This is a genomic window from Paenibacillus sp. IITD108 (assembly GCF_036541265.1).
Taxonomy (GTDB): Bacteria; Bacillota; Bacilli; order Paenibacillales; family Paenibacillaceae; genus Pristimantibacillus.
This window is the reverse complement of sequence record NZ_JAZHCT010000004.1, coordinates 174,089-193,906: the sequence shown is the minus strand read 5'-3', so window position 1 is coordinate 193,906 and position 19,818 is coordinate 174,089. Positions and strand designations below refer to the sequence as shown.

Sequence of the window (19,818 nt, the reverse complement as noted above, 5' to 3'; positions counted from 1 at the left end):
TTATGAATAAATAACCCCTGTAAAGGAAAAAATTAGCCTACAAAGGCGGACGCTGCCGCTTCTCTATTCCCATTCTTGCTCTCCGTTTCCCCTTTCTCATTGCTTATCAATCGTTGCCCACAATGAATCGACAGTCTTGCAGGAAACGCTAAAGTGCAAAAATTAGCTCATTCTAAATTCTAACGGTTGCAGGAAACGCTAAAGTGCAAAAATTAGCTCATTTTAATATCTAACGGTTATAGAAAGCCTTATTTGCCTAAAAACGTATCATAATAGGGCAAATGTTCACAGATAACGCTTCCCACAACCGTTACAATTTCAAACTAGCCTTTTTTCGCTAAATAGCGTCTCTCACATCCGTTACAGTTTTGAGACCAACGCTTCTAGCGGGCAAGTGTTACATATTTCCAAATCCACATTGAATCGGCAGTAAATTTGCCGTGCATTGGAACTAAAGTGTCGTGCATTGGAATTAAATTTCCGTGCAGCGAGTTCTATAATGAGAATACAACGGTTTTCTTCTTCAAATCGCGCGCTTCGGAACGCAATACTTCGGAGGAGGCTGTTATTTCCTCCATCACGGCAGTTTGCTCTTGGGCAGCGCTTGAAATGCGCGTTGCGCCTTCTGAAATAGAAAGAGCAGTATCGGCCATTTCCTTGGACATTGTAAAGGTTTCTTGAATTTGTACAGATTGGGAAGCGATATGGCTGACGATGCTTTGCAAAGCACCCGCCGTTTCGCCAGCAGAGGAGACAACATGTGAGAGTGATTGCTTGGCGCTCTCTCCTGTAACGGTTTCATCGCGAATAAGCTGCATTTGCTTGTCGGTTTCCGTTACGACGGTCAATGTGTGCTGCTGCATCAGCTCAACGAGCTTTTGAATCTGGGTGCTGGCAGCGGCGCTGTCGGATGCAAGCTTGCGGATATGCTGGGCGACAACTGCAAAGCCTTGCCCATGCTCTCCCGCATGAGCCGCTTCAATAGAGGCGTTTAGTGCAAGCAGATGCGTTTGATCAGCAATTTCGCCGACCAGCTGTGAGATTTGTCCGATTTCGTCAGCCTGCTGCTCAAGCTGACTGACGATTTGCATCGTTTGCTCGCTTGTTGCTGATATATGCAGCATGCCATCGACAAGAACATTCATTTGCTCCACACTCTCGTTAATTGTCTTCACCATAGCCTGAACCGTGCCGCTGGCATGTTCAGCTTCATTATTCATCGTCTGTGCGGCATGCGAGGAAAGCTCGGCAGTCGCAAGCATTTGCTGTGCAGCGCTGGCTTGCATAGCTGCGCCTTCAGCCATTTGGTCAATCGTAATGGCAATCGTTTCAATTTGATTGGTAGCCTGCGAAATAGCAGAGCCAAGCGAGCCGGCATTTTGATCCGTAATCGTGACGCTGCTGGATACATCGGATATCATTTGGCGCAAATTACCCAGCATAACCTGAAAGGAGCCATGCAATTGTCCAATTTCATCGGTAGAGTTATGCTTCGGCAAGGTCACTGCAAGATTGCCCCCCGCTACCGCATTGACTGCTGTCGTTAATTGCAGCAAAGGCTTAATAATGTATCTCGCCGCCAGCCAGCCAAGAAAGCATGTCCATAGCACGCCTAGAGTAAGAACGCCAGATACGTACAGCCATTCCTGCATATTCGGTGCGAGTACGGGCTTGAGCACAAAAATAAAAAATGCGCTTGTGCTATAAGTTACAGCTGATACTAGAAATATACCAAATACGAGCTTGTGCACTAAACTAATCTTCATGGTACGTCCTCCTTGATAATAGAAAAATGTGATGCATAATCGTATGATTGTCGTACATTTAGCAGTTTTTTTAGGCTTTTCATTCCATAAAATGATCATTTGCACAATATTTAGATAGGTAAAATGAATTATTAATAAAATGGAATATGTAGGTCTATTTATCTACCTTAATTATAAAATCAGCATATGTAAAGAGGTAGTGATATTTATCACAGTTAATTGAAAGGTTTTGTTAAACCGTTATGTTCAGAATCATTATTGGAGATTCAATTGTGAGTGAAATCGGGCATAGGAATAAAAGGTAATCGCCGTTATAATGAAGGAAGCAGATAAAGCAAAGATATTGTAAATGTACGCTGCCAAAGGAGTTATACGAATAGATGAACCAGTCACTTGCTCAAGCGCCATTGGAAAAGGTAGCTCTGAAGCGGATTTGGGCTTTTTTTCTGCCGCTCGGGCTCTCTGCCAGCCTAGTTACGATATCACACGTCATCATCAACAGCACACTGAGCCGGGCTGCTGATCCGGAGCGGATCATTACGGCGTATGCCATCGCAATGAGCTTGCTCACTATTACGGAACGGCCCGCGGTGCTGCTTCGGCAAACCTGCTCAGCTCTTGTGAGGGACAAGCAATCCTTCAAATCTATGTTTGCTGTAGCTCAAATCGTATTTATAAGTATAACGGCTATGGGATTAATCATTAGCTATACGCCGATCGGCGTATTTATTTTTCAAACATTATTCGGAGTGACCCCGGACCGTGTAGGCGACGTTGTTGATGTATATCGCATTCTAATGTTTGTAAGCTTATTTTCTGGTCTTCGCTGCCTGTATCATGGTGTTATTATTTCTCACTTTCGCACCAAATGGCTGACGATCGGCATGGCCATACGGCTTGCGGTCATGTATGCTCTTTCGCTCTATTTTATACATAGGGGAGTGGACAGCAGCACGATTGGGGCTGTTATTTTTCTTGCTGGCATGATTATTGAAGCAGCAGTCAGCTTTCTTGAAGGAAGATTACTCGTTCGAAAAATGCCAGAGAAGCTGGATTATCATAATGTGCAAACGAAGCGGCATGTTTTTTCCTTTTATCGCCCTCTTTTATTCTCTTCTTTTATATCGGTTTGGATTGGCCCTTCTATTAATGCAATGCTTGGTAAAACGTGGGATGCACAGCTTTCTATATCTTCCTTTGCAATAGCTGCCAGTATCGTTATGCTCGTTAGCAGTTTTTTCAGCTATTTTCATCAAATCGTTATTAATTTTTATCGCATTGATCCCGCGGCGGTGAGAAAATTCACACTGATGCTCGGATTTGTTCCAGTAATGCTATTATCGCTACTTGCATTTACGCCCGTCGGGCTATTATTTTTGGAATATGTGATTGGTGTGCAGGGACGTTTGCTTGAGGAAAGTGTTCGAGTGCTGCAAGCCTTTACTTTATTTGCCCTGGTCATGCCGTGGCTGGATGTGCTGAATGGGCTTGTTTTTGTAAAAGGGGAAACGAAGGTTATTTTTTGGTCGCAAATATGTAATTTATGTTTTACTCTTCTTACTTTAGTTCTGTTAATTACACTGTCGCCGCAATGGAATGGAACGATCGGCGCATGGGCGCAATCTATCGGCATGGCTGCCGAAATTGTACTGGTTGCATTAGCGCTGGGCATTATTAAGCTTGGACCTATTCGTTTAAGGAGCCGGCGTGGTTAATGATTAAGCGCGATAAGAAATGAGTTTCCTTAGGACGACGGTGCCGTTTATGCTTGATAGTATTTTTAAATAAATCGCTGGGCAGCGTTGCTTGGATAATTAATTTAATGATAAAGTAAAGTTGATCGGACGCTATTTTCGGTCGAATACATATGCGGATTTATAATTATTTGATAGATGTCTTGGAGGGGAACCAGATGAGAATAGGAGCAGTTGAAGCGGGCGGCACGAAGTTCGTATGCGGGATCGGCAATGAGCATGGGGAGATTGAGAAACGGATCAGCATTCCGACAGGTGAGCCCGAGGAAACATTGGCCCATGTCATTGCTTTTTTTAAGGAAGAAGATGTAGAGGCCATTGGTATCGGCACGTTCGGCCCAATTAATATTGATAAACAGAGCGAGCATTATGGCTATGTGACGACAACACCGAAGCCGGGCTGGAGCAATTATCATTTTTTGGGCAAAATGAAGCAGTCATTCTCTATTCCGTTTGGCTGGGATACGGATGTAAATGCGGCGGCGCTAGGCGAGGCGACCTGGGGGGCGGCAAAAGGACTGGATAGCTGCGTATATTATACAATTGGCACTGGCGTAGGCGTAGGCATATATGCGGAAGGCCATTTGGTGCATGGCCTTGTGCATCCGGAAGGCGGGCATGTGCTGACGAGGCGCCATCCGGAAGATTCGTTCGAAGGAGCCTGTCCTTACCATGGCGACTGTCTGGAAGGAATGGCGGCTGGTCCTGCGCTTGAAAAGCGCTGGAAAGTAAAAGGCTCAGAGCTTGCTGCTGATCATCCTGCTTGGGCAATTGAAGCTTTTTATATAGGCCAGGCTGTTGCGTCATCCATTTTGCTGCTTTCGCCAAAAAAAGTAATTTTGGGCGGCGGCGTTATGCATCAGAAGCAGCTGCTTCCGCTTATTCATGCCGAGGTTCAAAAAAATCTTAACGGCTACGTAAGCGCCGAGGCGGTCTTATCGAAAATCGACCAATATATTGTTACGCCCGACTTGGGTGATAATGCCGGATTATGCGGTGCTGTGGCGCTTGGACTCAGAGCGATGCAGGCATAATTTTTGCCCAAAAAAGAAGTTGATTAAGCCGGTTATATTAAGTAGAATAGTATAGTTTACAGCAAAGGCTTCGATTTTTTAATATTAAGCTAGAAATTAAGCTGGAATTCAGTTATAATAACAACGTTGTTATTCATGGCGCAGCTCCAATTAATTTGTATTTAAATACTCTGTTTTTCAATGGAAACGTCATGTCCTTGTATACGAAGGGAGATGTCGTTTCTTTTTGAGTGGAGCTGAGTTCTCAAGTAATTTTTTTGTGTAGCAGCCTCGTCACATTTTCATAGTTCGCAGCTATGAATGACCCTTTCGTTGCGAATATGGAATCCACCTCCATATCCCCTCAACCTTTTTCTATCGCACGCTTCCAATATTTCATCTTCTGGGAGACTGGCGAAGCCGTAAGTATGGAACATAATAAGAGCTGAAATACGAAGTCAGAGCCATTTTATTGTACGTTGAATGCATTATAAAAAGGAGAAGAGAAATGAGAAAATTAAATATTGTTTGGATTGCATGTATGCTAGTGCTGGCTATTATATCAGGCTGTTCGTCGTCAGGCGATAAAAATAAGGTGAATAAGGGGGAGAATGGCAGCTCATTACCGGTTTCACAGAAGGAGGAGCTTGTACTCGCAATTGGCTCCGAGCCGGAAGCTGGCTTTGATCCGACTGTCGGCTGGGGCATGTACGGTTCGCCGTTATTTCAAAGCACTTTGTTCAAGCGTGACAATGAAATGCGGATTGTAAATGATTTGGCAACAAGCCATGAGGTAAGCGAGGACGGCAAGCAGTGGACGATACATGTGCGCAAAGACGCAGTATTTACGGATGGCAAGCCGGTAACGGCAGAGGATGTCAAGTTCACGTTTGAGACTGCTGCCAAAAGTGGTGCGGCTATCGACTTAACGAACGTAGATAAAATAGAGACGAAGGATGACGCGGTTATATTTCATTTGAAATCGCCTCAATCCTCTTTTCAATATTTATTAGTAGCAGTAGGTATTGTACCTCAGCATGCTTATAGCGATAAATATGCGGAGCACCCGATTGGCTCCGGACCGTTCAAATTCGTGCAATGGGACCGCGGGCAGCAATTGATCGTTGAAGCAAATCCTGATTATTATGGAGCAAAGCCTTTCTTTAAAAAGCTGACCTTCCTGTTTTTGAGCGAGGATGCTGCTTTTGCTGCCGCGAAGACGGGAACGACAGATATTGCTTATATTCCTACTGCATTCAGCAAGCAGCCGGTTGCAGGCATGCGCCTGGAGGAGCTGCAAACCGTTGATAACCGGGGTATCGTGTTTCCTTATGTTCCTGCAGGAAATAAGACAGACAAAGGATACATGATCGGAAATGATGTAACGGCTGATATAGCGATTCGCAAGGCGATTAATATGGCCATCGACCGCCAGGCGCTTGTAGACGGTCTGTTGGAGGGGTACGGTACAGCTGCTTATTCCAGCAATGACGGCCTTCCTTGGTGGAATAAAGATATTGTGTTTGAGGACGGCAAGATTGATGAGGCCAAGCAATTGCTTAAGGACAACGGCTGGATCGATCAGGATGGAGACGGAATCGTAGAGAAAAACGGGCTTAGAGCAAGCTTCCCTCTTATTTATCCGGCCAGCGATGTTACACGCCAATCTCTTGCGCTGGCAACAGCCGATATGGTAAAGGAAATAGGCATTGAAATGGTGGTAGAAGGAAAGAGCTGGGATGTTATCGAGCAGCGTATGCATCAGGATGCGGTAATGCTGGGCTGGGGAAGTCATGATCCGCTTGAAATGTACAATATTTACAGCAGTGATTATGCGGGCGTAGATTATTTTAATACTGGCTACTACAGCAATCCGGCAGTGGATGAATGGATGAAGAAGGCGCTTCATGCAAAAAATGAGGAAGAGGCATGGACCTACTGGCAAAAGGCGCAGTGGGACGGGGAAACAGGTCTCAGCGCGCTTGGCGATGCGCCATGGGCATGGCTTGTCAATTTGAAGCATCTGTATTTGGTAACGGAGAAGCTTGATATTGGCAAGCAGCGTATTCAACCGCATGGCCATGGCTGGCCGATTACAGACAATATCGAAGAGTGGAAATGGCGTGAATAAATTTATTTTGATGGATATGTTGCAATGGGCGGGCAAGAAGCTGCTGCATCTGGCGATGCTTCTAGCTGCAGCTATTATTATTACTTATACGTTAGTCAACTTATCTCCCATCGATCCTGTTCAGTCTTATATAGGGGCGGATACGATGCGGGTCGGACCGGAGCAAAGAGAAGCTATTGCAGCGTACTGGGGCCTTGATAAGCCGCCTTTGGAGAGGTTTGGCAAATGGGCAGGCGCACTTATGCAGGGAGATTTCGGCACTTCGATGATCTATCGCGATAAGGTTGATCATGTTATTGCCGACCGGTTCGCCAATTCGATTACATTGATGGCATTAGCCTGGGTAATGTCAGGATTAATCGGCTTTGCTGCGGGCTCGCTCGCCGCTATGAACAAGGGCAGATGGCTGGACCGCTTTATTACTGGCGTCTGCTATACATTAGCATCGGCTCCGACGTTTTGGGTCGGCCTGCTGCTGCTTATGATTTTCTCTGTCTGGCTGGGCTGGTTCCCGATCGGTCTTGCTGTGCCAGCGGGGATGCTCTCAGCAGATGTAACGCTATGGGATAAGCTTTATCATATCTTTTTGCCTGCAATAACGCTTAGCATAGTCGGCATTGCGCCAATTGCGCTTCATTCACGGCAGAAGCTGCTTGATGTGCTTGCGAGCGATTATATTTTATTCGCTAGAGCAAGAGGAGAGCGAGGCTTCCATTTATTTGCCCGCCAGGCGCTGCGCAATGCGGCGTTGCCTGCAATAACACTGCAGTTTGCTTCTTTCGGCGAATTGTTTGGCGGAGCGGTGCTTGCCGAGCAAATCTTTTCCTATCCGGGACTTGGACAAGCGACCATCGAGTCAGCGCTGCGCGGCGATATTCCGCTATTAATGGGTCTTGTCTTATTCAGCACCATTTTCGTATTTGTCGGCAATGCGCTTGCAGATGCGATTAATCGAGCCGTTGACCCTCGTATGAGAAGGAAGAGAGAGGGGGCTCGCCAATGAAAAAGAATTCTGTCACATCCAGTTTAAGTATTCCATATTGGAACGGGAGAAGGCGTGCGCTTGCGGCAGCAAGCCTGTCAATCCTCTTGCTGCTCGCAGTCAGCGCTGCAGGCATGCTGCTGCAATCAAAAGGAACGGCAACGAATTTGTCGATGCGTAATCTTGTGCCCTCATTGCAGCATCTGTTGGGTACAGATTGGCTTGGGCGGGATATGTTTGTGCGAACGATCAGCGGTCTGGCTTTAAGTATTAAGGTGGGCTTGCTCGGAGCTATCAGCAGTGTAATTATCGCTTTTTTTATCGGGCTTGCTGCAGCGGTAGGAGGCAGAAGACTGGATCGGGTTATAAGCTGGCTTATCGATTTGTTTATGAGCATTCCCCATCTTGTGCTGCTTATCCTTATCGCATTTGTATGCGGAGGAGGCATGAAAGGGATTGTCATCGGCATTATGGCGACACATTGGCCAAGCCTGGCAAGGGTCGTTAGAGCGGAGGCTCAGCAGCTGCTATCCTCCCATTACGTCAAGCTGTCAAGGCAGCTTGGCCGAAACAGCTGGTGGATCGCGAGCAGGCATATCGCCCCGCATGTATTGCCGCAAGTAGTCACCGGCTTTCTGCTCATGTTTCCGCATGCCATTTTACATGAAGCGGCAATAACGTTTCTAGGGCTTGGACTATCGCCGCATCAGCCTGCCATTGGCGTTATTTTATCGGAATCCATGCGCTATCTGTCTACAGGCATGTGGTGGCTTGCTTTGTTTCCAGGTTTAGGACTGCTCATTGTCGTCCGCTCCTTTGACCGTTTAGGGGAAGCGGCAAGAGTGCTGCTGCAGCCCCGTGACGCCCATCATTAAGCATAGCCTGATTCGAGGGAGGAAAGCGAAGTGGCTTTACTAGAAATCGAAAATCTTACCGTATCATTCGTTCAATATCAATCTGCGCTTCGCCAGTCAGTTGTACCCGTCGTAACCGATTTGGACTTGCAGCTGCATGCCGGAGAAATTGTAGCAGTAGTCGGCGCCAGCGGTTCAGGGAAGAGCCTGCTCGCTCATGCGGTAATGGGGCTTCTGCCAGACAATGCGGTTATGAACGGCTCGATCCGCTATGAAGGGCGGCAGCTGAACGATGCAGCTCTTCAAAATCTGCGCGGCAAGGAGTTGCGTCTCATTCCGCAATCCTCGGCTTATTTGAACCCGCTGCTTAAGGTTGAGAAGCAGCTTAAAGTTAAGCCAAGCAGTGCAAACAGGAGACTTGGCGGTTGGCTGGACAGAGCTAAGAGCAGGGCGCAGCTGGCGCAAGTGAAGAGCGTACAGGAGGAAGCTGCCCATTTTCAAATTTTTGATATGGAAGCGATGAAGTCATTGTATCCATTCCAGTTATCCGGAGGTATGGCCCGCAAGGTGCTGCTTTCGACTGCTGCTGCGCAGGAAGCAAAATTGATAATCGCGGATGAACCCACGCCCGGCCTTGATGTCGAGGCGGTCAAAGAGGCGCTTGCCGGCTTAAAGGAACTGGCAGCGCAGGGCTGCGCGGTACTGCTAATTACACATGATATAGAAGCAGCTGTAGCAATTGCCGATCGTGTTGCGGTCATGAATGAAGGACGTTGTGTTGATATAGCGCCAGTGGAGCACTTTTCGCAAGAGGGAGAAAAGCTGAAGCATCCATATACGCGTGCATTATGGCAAGCACTTCCTTGCAATGGGCTTAAGCTGGCGGACCGTTCCTTGGACAAAATTGCGGATAGGCCGAAGCAGCTTGATGACAGCGATATGAAGAAGTATAGTTCCGGGGAGGAACTGCTGCAAGGTCATGACATTGCGTATCGGTACAAGGGCGGACCGTGGCTGTTTCGCCAGTTGAATGTAACACTGCGTGCAGGTGAAGTCATTGGTTTGGTTGGTCCAAGCGGCATTGGCAAGTCCTCATTAGCCAGCATAATGGCTGGGTATATGAAGCCGATGGAAGGCAGGGTGATGGTCGGGCGGCAAGAGGATCAAATGGATAATATGCAGCAAAAGGAGACTCGTTATGCGAAGCCGCATATTTATCCTGTACAGCTTGTGCTGCAGCATCCCGAGCATGCATTTAATCCGCGCATGAAGCTGAAAGCTTCGCTGGCTGAAAGCTGGCAGCCGGACGAGGTATTCTTGAAGCGGCTTGGCATCTCGCCGCAGTGGCTGGAGCGCTGGCCACATGAGCTGTCCGGCGGCGAATTGCAAAGAATCAGCATCGCCAGAGCGCTTCATCCAGAAGCGCAAATTTTGATCGCAGATGAAATGACAGCGATGCTCGATGCGATTACGCAGGCTCAGATATGGCACGAGGTGCTGGCTATAGCCAAGGAGCGCGGTATGGCGGTCGTCGTCATTAGCCACGATCCTTATTTGATAGAAAGGCTTTGCGATCGTACGATCAGCTTGAAGCAGGCGGTGCAGTAGAGGAGCGAACGATGAGCTCCGGTTCCAAATGTACTGTTTGTATACGCTGCTGATTGCCGATAAGCTGGATAATAACTTGGGCAATAGCTTCGGAAATCGTCGTAATCGCTACTCCAACCGCCGTCATTGGAACTTCAAAGCTTTGCAGCTGAGGCAGATTGTCATAGCTGACAATCGATATATCTTGCGGAACCTGCAGCCTTGCCTCGGCTGCTGCCCGCAATATCCCGCGCGTTAAATCGATTCCCCCGCTAATAATGGCTGTCGCCACATTTCCTTGCTCGATTAATTGTTTCATCGCCATATAACCGTCATGCACATCGAGTCCGCTGATCGGCACGATGATTTGTTTGCCTGATGCGAGCCCAAGCTTGCCAGACTCATCCTCGAATGCCTCGATTTTGACGGTTTGCAGAGGGTCGTTAGTTTGGGGATCGCCTATATAGGCAATATGATGGTGGCCGAGCGAAGCCAGATGTCTAAGCGCAAGCCGTATAGATTGTCCGCGTTTTACGTCAACCGTAGACCAAGGATGAAATCCGGCAGCGCCGTATGTAATAATCGGCGTATTGGGCGGAAGAGTGCTTTCGCTGATCAGCTTGCTGTCTTGATCGCCAAATACGATTATAGCGTCGACCTGATAGCGTCTAAACGTATCAAGCGCAGCTTCCAGCCGGCTGATCGACAGCAACACCGTATAGCCTTCTTCCTCAAGCGCATCATTAAGCGCAGTAAGCAAGGAGGAGAGGGCGGCGCGTTCTACCGACGGCCAAACAACTCCGATCGCCCCGCTTTTTTTGGATACGAGACTGCGAGCTGCCAGGTTAGGCTGGTAGCCCATTTCCTTGGCGATGGATAAAATATGCTGCTTCGTATGTTCTTTAACGAGCGGACTGTTGCGCAGCGCTTTGGAAACTGTAGAGAAGCTGACGCCAGCTTGCTCGGCAATATCTTTAATTGTAATCATGTTAACCTCCGCTACTTGAATCTATAACCCCTTTAAAGGTTAAAAATAAGCCTGTAAAGTTGTACACTGCCGCTTCTTTTACATCAAAAGAAACCCTTTTGGAAATTGGAACGATTGCTAGTAGGGTGTCGATTAATTATGGATAGGGCAAAAAGCAATCGAAAGGGATATTACTACGCTTTGGGATTCCGACCGTCGACGCAACCTCAAAACGGTAAAATGTATATGAAATTTCATACACAATACGCTGAAATGCCTCCAAAACAACAATTGTATATGAAAAATCATACAGAACGGGTCGTCGCAACCTCAAAATGGCAAAATGTATATGAAATTTCATACACAATACGCTGAAATGCCTCCAAAACAACAATTGTATATGAAAAATCATACAGAATGGGTCGTCGCAACCTCAAAATGGTAAAATGTACATGAAATTTCATACACAATACGCTAAAATGCCTCGAAAACCACAATTGTATATGAAAAATCATACAGAACGGGTCGTCGCAACCTCCGAACTACTTTTTGTTGGCACATCTCGTGATATAAAGGGTTTTTCAACAGCCTGAAGAAATCCGCATAGCTGCATCGCGACATCTATTTACTATGCACTTCATTAAGGATGGTATCAATTTAACTTGGACTTCCTGCTGCTTTTTTCAGCTACAGTCTCCAGTTACGCTTTGCAGGCTGGTATTCCTCATATTAATACAGTTATTATTTAAAATAAAGCATTTCACAATTCGGTAGACAGTACGCTTTATTTTAGCTATATTAATAATAACAACGTTGTTAATGTTGTCAAATAAAAGTTTGCAAATGGCTTAAATATACACGATACTGAGTTGGGTTTCGTATGTTTTGGAAGCATTATTACAATATATTATCGCAAGCTGCTTGCAGATCATGCGGCTGTCGCGAGTGAGGAGATGGCAAGATGACGGATATTTTAAGAAAATTGGTAGAGCATATTCCGCTGCCTAAAATGTACCGGATTAAGCAGCAGTTTGATAATACGACTTTGAGTGATCCTATTGGCGATTTGACAAATCTTATGCGCAGCAGCGATTCAGTAAGCACGATCAAAGCTGGGCAAAAGGTGGCGGTAGCAGTCGGAAGCCGCGGCATTTCACGCATTAATGAAATCACGAAGGCTGTAATCAGCGAGTTGCAGCGCATCGGCGCTGAGCCGTTTATCGTACCGTGCATGGGCAGCCATGGCGGCGCAACTGCAGAAGGCCAAACGGAAGTGCTGGCCCATCTGGGCATCGACGAGGAGCGTATGGGCTGTCCGGTTCGTTCCTCAATGGAAGTAGTTGAGCTGGATCGCCTGCCTAACGGTTTGCCGATTTATTGTGACAAAATCGCTGCAACAGAAGCAGATGCGATCGTTATTATTAACCGGATCAAGCCGCATACAGCTTTTCGGGGGCCGATTGAAAGCGGTTTGTTCAAAATGATTTCGATCGGACTGGGCAAGCAGAAGGGGGCCGAGGCGTGTCATCAGCTAGGCTTTAAGTATATGGCCGAAAATGTCCCTGCTATGGCGAAGGTTATGATTGAGAAGCTGCCGATCAGCTTCGGCGTTGCGATTGTAGAAAATGCCTACGATCAAATATGCCGTATCGAGGTGCTTGGTACTGACGCGATGGAGGCAAGAGAAATTGAGCTGCTTGTAGAAGCCAAAAGCCGGCTTCCGCAAATTATGTTCCCTGAGCTGGATGTGCTCGTTATTGACTATATAGGTAAAAATATTAGCGGGGACGGTATGGACCCGAACGTTACAGGCCGTTATCCGACGCCTTACGCGCATGGTGGTCCAGAAGTAAATAAAATGGTTGTGCTGGACCTGACGCCTGAGTCGAAAGGAAATGCCAACGGCGTAGGCACGGCTGATTTTACAACTAGAAGACTGGTGGATAAGGCAGATTGGCCGGGCACTTATGCCAACGGCTTGACGTCTACTGTATGTGCGCCGACGAAGCAGGCGACGACGCTTGCGGATGACCGTGATGCCATCAAGGCAGCAGTTAAAACCTGCAATATTCTTGACTACACAACTTGCAGACTAGCGCGCATTCGCGATACGCTACATTTGGGCACGATTGAAATTTCTGAGGCGTTGCTTGAGGAAGCAAAGAAAAATCCGAAAATTGAAATTGTGGAAGGACCTTACGAATGGGAATTTGATGAGGAAGGATATTTGCCAAAATGAACGTAGAGCAAAAAATTGTGCTGGCTGTTGATCTTGGCACTACGAGCACCAAGACGCTGGCGGTTGATATGGATGGCAATGTGCTGGGAAGCCACGCTATTGGATATCCGCTGCATACGCCTAAGCCTGGTTATGCTGAGCAGGACCCTGATGAGATTCTAGAAGCTATGCAAAATACGATTGCTGAAGTGATGAAGCAGGGGGGCTGGCACGCTGAAAATGTGCATTGTGTCACATTCAGCTCTGCCAATCACAGTCTGATTGTAATTGACAAGGATGGCAATCCGCTGACGCCAAGCATTACATGGGCGGATCAGCGAAGTGCTCCGCAAGTAAAAAGACTGCTCGAGAGCGGGGAAGGACTCGCGATTTATTCACGTACAGGTACTCCTACGCATCCGATGTCGCCGCTGGCCAAAATTATGTGGATGAAGGAAGAGCAGCCAGATTTATATGCGGCAGCCTATCAATTCATTGGGATTAAAGAATATATTTTCAATCGTTTATTCGGCACGACTGTTATGGATTACTCGATTGCGAGCGCAACCGGCATGTTTAATTTGAAAGAGCTGGCATGGGATGAGGAGGCGCTTGCGCTTGTTGGCATTAGCAAGTCGCAGCTTCCTCCGCTTGCGCCAACGACCGATCGCTTGACCGGACTGCGTGAGGAGGCTGCTGCGCGCATGGGGCTGAGCCCGGCAACACCGTTCGTGCTTGGAGCGCAGGATGGCGTACTCGCCAATCTGGGCATCGGCGCTGTCACCGACGGAGTTGTTGCCGTTACGATCGGCACGAGCAGCGCGGTGCGCGCTTGTGTGAATGAGCCGACCTTCGATCCGGAAGGGCGATTATTCTGCTATGCATTAGCTGAAGGCCACTGGCTTGTCGGAGGACCTTCCAACAACGGCGCTATCGTAGCACAGTGGACTGCAGAGCGGCTATTCCCCGGCAAAAAGATGGAGGAAGTGCTGCCACAGGCTAGCAATATAGATCCAGGAGCTGATGGTTTGTTATTTATGCCGCTGCTGTCTGGCGAGCGTGCTCCGTTTTGGGATGCGGAAGCGAAGGGGGTTATGTTTGGCCTTACGCTTGCTCATACAGAGCAGCATATGCTGCGCGCAGCAATGGAAGGCGTTATGTTTCAAATTGCGGCGATTTGCCAGTTGATGGAGAAAGCGGGCAATGCGCCGAAAGAAATAAGAGCGTCGGGCGGCTTTGCGAGATCGGAAATATGGTGCCAAATAATGGCGGATATATTGGGTGTTCCTGTTCATATTCCAAAAGTAGTGGAGAGCTCGGGACTGGGCGCCGCACAGCTTGGCCTGTTTGCAATGAATAATTGCGAGGGGCCGCTATTGCGTTGGAGCGGAGTAAGCGGTACCGTTTATGAGCCGAATATGGAGCATCATGCGGTCTATCAGAAGCATTTACCGATTTATTTGAACCTTTATTATTCTTTAAAAGATTCTATGAGCGATATTACAGCTCTACAGCGTCATAATATATAAGTAATGTTGCATCATCTGGGGAGGACTGTCGATCATGCATGATAAATATAGCAAGCTGCAAGCGATTTTAACGGAAATGGATTCCGTAGTCGTTGCATTCTCTGGCGGTGTTGACAGTACGCTGCTGTTGCATGCGGCTGTGGCAACACTTGGGGCAGAGCGTGTACTTGCTGTTACCGCTGATTCGGAGACGTATCCTTCGGAGGAGCTGGAAGAAGCCATTCGGCTTGCCGAGCTGATAGGAGCGCCGCATCAAGTTATTGAAACATCTGAGCTAAGCATTCCCGGCTATAAGGAGAATGACTCCAATCGCTGTTATTTTTGCAAGCGCAGCTTGTTTGAGCATTTGGAGCCCTTCTTAGCAGACGGCAAGTATAAGCATATCGTTTATGGCTTGATCGCGGATGATATGAATGAGCATCGGCCGGGGATGAAGGCAGCGAAGGAGCGCGGCGTGTGCGGTCCTCTGCAGGAGGCCGGCCTGTTCAAGGAAGAAATTCGCGACCTATCAAGCGAATTTGATTTGCCAACTTGGAATAAGCCATCTTTTGCCTGCTTGTCATCGCGCATTGCTTATGGCGAGATGATTACGATCGAAAAGCTGGGGCGTGTTGGCCAAGCTGAGCGATATATACGCTCTCTAGGGCTTGGTCAGGTACGCGTCCGCAGCCATGGCGATATCGCCCGCATTGAAGTGGAGCCTGCTGCAATGGAGCAGGTTGTAATGTATTCGTCTGAAATTTCTGCGAAGCTGAAGGAAATTGGCTTTATATATGTAGCGATGGATTTGACGGGCTATCGCAGCGGCAGTATGAATCAGATGCTTTCTGTCAAAGGAGAAAAGGCATGACGAGCTTTGAAGATATGGGATTTTGTAAATTGGATATAGATCGCCAGCAGCGAACAGGTCATCCCGAGGTCGTTTTTGGAATGAGCAAAACGGCCGATCAAGTAGAGCAAATTGTAGCGAGCCTTATACAAAACCATAATCGCGCGTTAGTTACACGAGCTACACAGGAGATGGCCGATCGGATTTTAACTCGTTATAAGGCAGCTACCTATAATGAAATTTCCAAATTAATATGCTATGGACAAGCCGAAAGAAAGCTCCCGGGCAAGGTTGCTGTACTGACAGCAGGAACTACTGATATTCCTATAGCTGAGGAAGCGGCAGGTACAATTGAATGGATGGGCGGACAGGCGGATCGCATTTATGATGTGGGCGTAGCTGGAATAGACCGTTTGCTTAGTCAAAAAGATCGCATCCGTGAGGCTTCCGTTGTAGTTGCTGTAGCAGGAATGGAGGGGGCATTGGTCAGTGTTGTTGGCGGTCTTGTTCGAAGACCGGTTATAGCGGTACCAACCTCGATTGGCTACGGCGCTAATCTGCAAGGAATTACAACACTCCTTGCCATGATGACATCATGCGCTGCAGGTGTAACGGTCGTTAATATTGACAATGGATTTGGGGCAGGCTACCAGGCAGCCATGATATTACAATTAGTAGCGGAGGGCGTATGAAAACACTCTATTTAGACTGCATATCTGGCATTGCCGGCGACATGACACTATCGGCCCTGGTTGATTTGGGCGCCGATCAGGATTATATTATTTCACATTTGAGATCGATGCCGATTGATCCTTTTACAATGGAGTTTCAGGAGGTAGATCGCCGCGGGATTACCTCCAAGTGGCTGAAGCTAGAAATTGAACAAAGTCACAGCCACGATCACCATCATGGGCACAGCCATAGCCACGATCATGACCACCGCCATGAGCACAGCCATAGTCACGATCATGACCACGACCATGGACACAGCCATAGTCACGATCATGACCACGACCATGGACACAGCCATAGTCATGATCATGAGCACCACCATGGGCATAGTCACAGCCACGATCACCATCATAGTCATGATCATGACCACCACCATGGACACAGCCATAGCCATGATCACGATCATGATCACCATCATGGGCACAGCCATAGCCACGATCATGACCACCGCCATGAGCACAGCCATAGTCACGATCATGACCACGATCACCACCATGGACACAGCCATACCCACGATCACGATCACGACCATGGACACAGTCACAGCCACGATCATGAGCACCATCAGGGACATAGTCACAGCCACGTTCACGATCACGACCATGGACACAGCCATAGTCACGATCACGAGCACCATCATGGGCATAGTCACGATCATGATCACGATCATGAGCACCGCAAAGCGGCTGATATTATTGCCATGATCGAGCAGTCCGCGCTGCCTGCAAGAGCCAAGGAGCGCAGCATGGCGATATTCCAGCTTATTGCGCAAGCGGAAGGCAAAATTCATGGCATTTCACCTGCTGAGGTACATTTTCACGAAGTAGGCGCAATGGATTCTATTATTGATGTTATTGGTGTATGCCTCGCGCTTGAGAGTTTGGATATTGATCAAATTATAGTTTCTCCGGTGCCTACCGGCACAGGCAGAATGCGAATGGCGCACGGGCTTTACCCGATTCCTGCCCCAGCGACTGCAGAGCTGCTTCGCGGCGTTCCGCTTTCAGCCTTTACGGCGCAAGGCGAGCTGACCACACCTACTGGCGCAGGCATTGTAAAAGCACTGGCAGCAAGCTTCGGAACGATTCCGCCAGGCACAATTGATCGAATTGGCTATGGCGCTGGGACGAAAAATTTTGACCATCCTAATGTAATAAGAGCTGTTTTGATGAAGGAAGAGCAAAGTGGAGTCAAACAGTCCATATCCACTGGTACTGAGGGGCATGCTGTTGAAACTGTAGCAACGCAATTTATCAAATCAGATGAAGCGTCATATGAAATGATTACGATTTTGGAAGCGCAGGTAGATGATACGACAGGGGAATTGCTTGGCTATACGATGGAGCGGCTGTTGGAGGCAGGGGCGCTCGATGTGTATTACACGCCTGTATATATGAAGAAGAACAGACCTGGCGTTTTAATAACGGTTTTATGTTATCCAAAAGAGAAGCAAGCTTGCGAGCAGATTTTGTTGGCTGAAACATCGACAATAGGCGTTCGCAGCAGCCAATGGCAGCGCAAAGCGCTTAGAAGGCAATGGATAGAAGTTCAGACAGAATACGGCTTCATTAAGGTTAAGCAGGCTTTTGACGGCGAGCGTTTAATGTCCCAGGCGCCAGAGTACGAGGAGGCAGCCAAAGCAGCACGTCTGCACGGTGTATCCCTGGACGACGTATACAAAGCGGTATACAGATCACTATAGCTAGAACGATAGATGACGGATTGAACAGGCAGGCCCTTTGAAAAGAAGCGGCCTGTTTTTTTATTTAAAATGTGAAAGCACGCTTCCCTTTTTATTGCTACCCTATGTTTGTGCAAAATAAATTGCCACGGTCACACGTTCCGTTATTTGCTGCAAAACTGTCATTTTTTTTGTTTCGCGGTCACACATTCCGCTATACGGCTCCAAATCAGTCTTTTTCAGTGAATTATGGTTCGATAGCGGAACGTCTGTCACTTTGCTGCCTTAAAATTGCTATTTTGGGCGTATTAACGGAACGTCTGACCAGCTAGGAAAGCTAACGATTCAAACTATGTTTGCGAAAAATAAATTGAAGCTATCGATTCAATCTACGTTTGCGAAAAATAAATTGAAGCTATCGATTCAATCTATGTTTGCGTAAAAATAAATTGAAGCTATCGATCCCAACTACGTTTGCACAAAATAAATTGAAGCTATCGATCCAATCTACTTTTACTCATAATTAATCGGCAATTTCCTCAGTTTCATTGTCCACCTCGAGATTCAAGAAGAAGTAATATAGCTACGCGGCCATAACTCAACATAACTCAACATAACTCAACATAACTCAACATAACTCAACTTAACACAACAGTCTGATATAAGATCAGCCTTGCTTTATTTCATAGCTGAAATGGAAATCATCGTAAATTTGCTATTTTAGTGCTTAAAAAAAATAGTATAATCGCATATACTTGTTAGGTAGGTCAATTGTCAGGATAACAAGCTAAGGGGGAAACTGCAATGCCGTTAGTGGACATGCCGATGGAGAAATTAAAGCAATATGAGGGGATTAGTCCCAGACCAGCAGATTTTGATGCCTATTGGGAGCGGGCGCTTGCAGAAATGAAAGCCGTAGATCCTCAAATAGAGCTGGTGCCTAGCGAGTTCCAGGTACCGAATGCAGAGTGCTTCCATCTGTATTTCACGGGAGTAAGAGGGGCGCGTATCCATGCCAAATATGTACGTCCCAAAAATATCGCAAAGCCGCATGCTGCAATGCTTCAGTTTCACGGTTACACAGGCCATTCAGGTCACTGGATCGATAAGCTTAGCTATGTAGCTCAAGGCTTTTCTGTATTCGCATTGGATTGTCGCGGTCAGGGAGGTTTATCTGAGGATACAGGCGGCGTAAAAGGCAACACCCACCATGGTCATATTATTCGTGGATTGGATAGCCACGAGGACGATTTGCTGTTCCGGCATATTTTCCTTGATACAGCTCAATTAGCTTCCATCGCCATGTCGATGCCGGAGGTTGATTCTGAACAGGTTTATGCTATGGGGGGCTCTCAAGGGGGCGCATTAACAATTGCTTGCGCATCCCTTGAACCCAAAATTAAAAAGCTGGCCCCTGTATATCCATTTTTGAGTGATTACAGACGAGTATGGGAAATGGATCTGGCTGATCGAGCATATATAGAGCTGAAAAAGTATTTTATGCTGTTTGATCCGCGGCATCTTCGCGAGGAAGAGATGTTTAACCGATTAGGGTATATTGATATCCAGCATTTAGCATCCCGCATTAAAGGAGAAGTGCTGATGGGTGTTGGATTGATGGATACTGTGTGTCCGCCCTCGACGCAGTTCGCGGCTTATAACAAAATCACGTCGCCAAAACGGCTGGAGATCTATCCTGATTTCGGCCACGAGGAGCTGCCGGGCTTTAGCGAAATCGCTATGCAGTTTTTTCTTGAATAGTAAACTGTGTGCAG

14 protein-coding genes are annotated in these 19,818 nt (G+C 47.4%); 12 read left to right on the top strand and 2 right to left on the bottom strand.

Features of this window, described 5'->3' with window-relative positions:
• Window positions 1-494 precede the first annotated feature (494 nt).
• The gene (locus V1L65_RS05200; RefSeq protein ID WP_331698015.1) at window positions 495-1,766 is read right to left on the bottom strand and encodes a methyl-accepting chemotaxis protein; all 1,272 of its coding nucleotides are present in this window, start codon (window positions 1,764-1,766) and stop codon (window positions 495-497) included.
• 380 nt (window positions 1,767-2,146) lie between these two features.
• Here V1L65_RS05200 and V1L65_RS05195 point away from each other — a divergent pair, with 380 nt between their 5' ends.
• The 6 genes from V1L65_RS05195 to V1L65_RS05170 all read left to right on the top strand — a co-directional run bounded on the left by V1L65_RS05195 (window position 2,147) and on the right by V1L65_RS05170 (window position 10,108).
• A complete protein-coding gene (locus V1L65_RS05195; RefSeq protein WP_331698014.1) occupies window positions 2,147-3,481 on the top strand; it encodes a multi antimicrobial extrusion protein MatE in 1,335 nt (444 codons plus the stop codon).
• A gap of 197 nt (window positions 3,482-3,678) precedes the next feature.
• Complete coding sequence (locus V1L65_RS05190) at window positions 3,679-4,554, top strand: ROK family protein (RefSeq protein ID WP_331698013.1); 876 nt, start codon at window positions 3,679-3,681, stop codon at window positions 4,552-4,554.
• A gap of 487 nt (window positions 4,555-5,041) precedes the next feature.
• Window positions 5,042-6,664 carry an ABC transporter substrate-binding protein gene (locus tag V1L65_RS05185; protein ID WP_331698012.1) on the top strand — a complete coding sequence of 541 codons (1,623 nt, stop codon included), beginning with the start codon at window positions 5,042-5,044 and terminating at the stop codon, window positions 6,662-6,664.
• A gap of 10 nt (window positions 6,665-6,674) precedes the next feature.
• Entirely contained in the window at window positions 6,675-7,667 is a 993-nt protein-coding gene (locus V1L65_RS05180; RefSeq protein WP_442955671.1) for an ABC transporter permease, read from the top strand.
• Entirely contained in the window at window positions 7,664-8,521 is an 858-nt protein-coding gene (locus V1L65_RS05175) for an ABC transporter permease (RefSeq protein WP_331698011.1), read from the top strand. Before V1L65_RS05180 ends, V1L65_RS05175 begins: the two co-directional genes overlap by 4 nt.
• A gap of 30 nt (window positions 8,522-8,551) precedes the next feature.
• Complete coding sequence (locus V1L65_RS05170; protein WP_331698010.1) at window positions 8,552-10,108, top strand: ABC transporter ATP-binding protein; 1,557 nt, start codon at window positions 8,552-8,554, stop codon at window positions 10,106-10,108.
• Here the strand turns inward: V1L65_RS05170 and V1L65_RS05165 are convergent.
• Window positions 10,083-11,075 (bottom strand): LacI family DNA-binding transcriptional regulator, encoded by a 993-nt coding sequence (locus V1L65_RS05165; RefSeq protein ID WP_331698009.1) that lies wholly within the window; start codon window positions 11,073-11,075, stop codon window positions 10,083-10,085. The two genes, V1L65_RS05170 and V1L65_RS05165, sit on opposite strands and share 26 nt — an antisense overlap.
• 940 nt (window positions 11,076-12,015) lie before the next feature.
• On the opposite strand from V1L65_RS05165, the gene V1L65_RS05160 reads away from it, so the two are divergent.
• From V1L65_RS05160 to V1L65_RS05135, 6 genes are all read left to right on the top strand, one after another.
• Window positions 12,016-13,293 carry a lactate racemase domain-containing protein gene (locus tag V1L65_RS05160; protein WP_331698008.1) on the top strand — a complete coding sequence of 426 codons (1,278 nt, stop codon included), beginning with the start codon at window positions 12,016-12,018 and terminating at the stop codon, window positions 13,291-13,293.
• On the top strand, window positions 13,290-14,801 hold the full coding sequence (locus V1L65_RS05155) for a gluconokinase (RefSeq protein ID WP_331698007.1): 1,512 nt from the start codon (window positions 13,290-13,292) through the stop codon (window positions 14,799-14,801). Before V1L65_RS05160 ends, V1L65_RS05155 begins: the two co-directional genes overlap by 4 nt.
• Before the next feature lie 34 nt (window positions 14,802-14,835).
• Complete coding sequence (gene larE, locus V1L65_RS05150) at window positions 14,836-15,651, top strand: ATP-dependent sacrificial sulfur transferase LarE (RefSeq protein WP_331698006.1); 816 nt, start codon at window positions 14,836-14,838, stop codon at window positions 15,649-15,651.
• Entirely contained in the window at window positions 15,648-16,322 is a 675-nt protein-coding gene (gene larB / locus V1L65_RS05145) for a nickel pincer cofactor biosynthesis protein LarB (protein ID WP_331698005.1), read from the top strand. Before larE ends, larB begins: the two co-directional genes overlap by 4 nt.
• Window positions 16,319-18,064, top strand: coding sequence for a nickel pincer cofactor biosynthesis protein LarC (gene larC / locus V1L65_RS05140; RefSeq protein WP_331698004.1), 1,746 nt, complete (start codon window positions 16,319-16,321; stop codon window positions 18,062-18,064). Before larB ends, larC begins: the two co-directional genes overlap by 4 nt.
• A 783-nt stretch (window positions 18,065-18,847) precedes the next feature.
• Complete coding sequence (locus V1L65_RS05135) at window positions 18,848-19,804, top strand: acetylxylan esterase (protein ID WP_331698003.1); 957 nt, start codon at window positions 18,848-18,850, stop codon at window positions 19,802-19,804.
• Window positions 19,805-19,818: the final 14 nt, after the last annotated feature.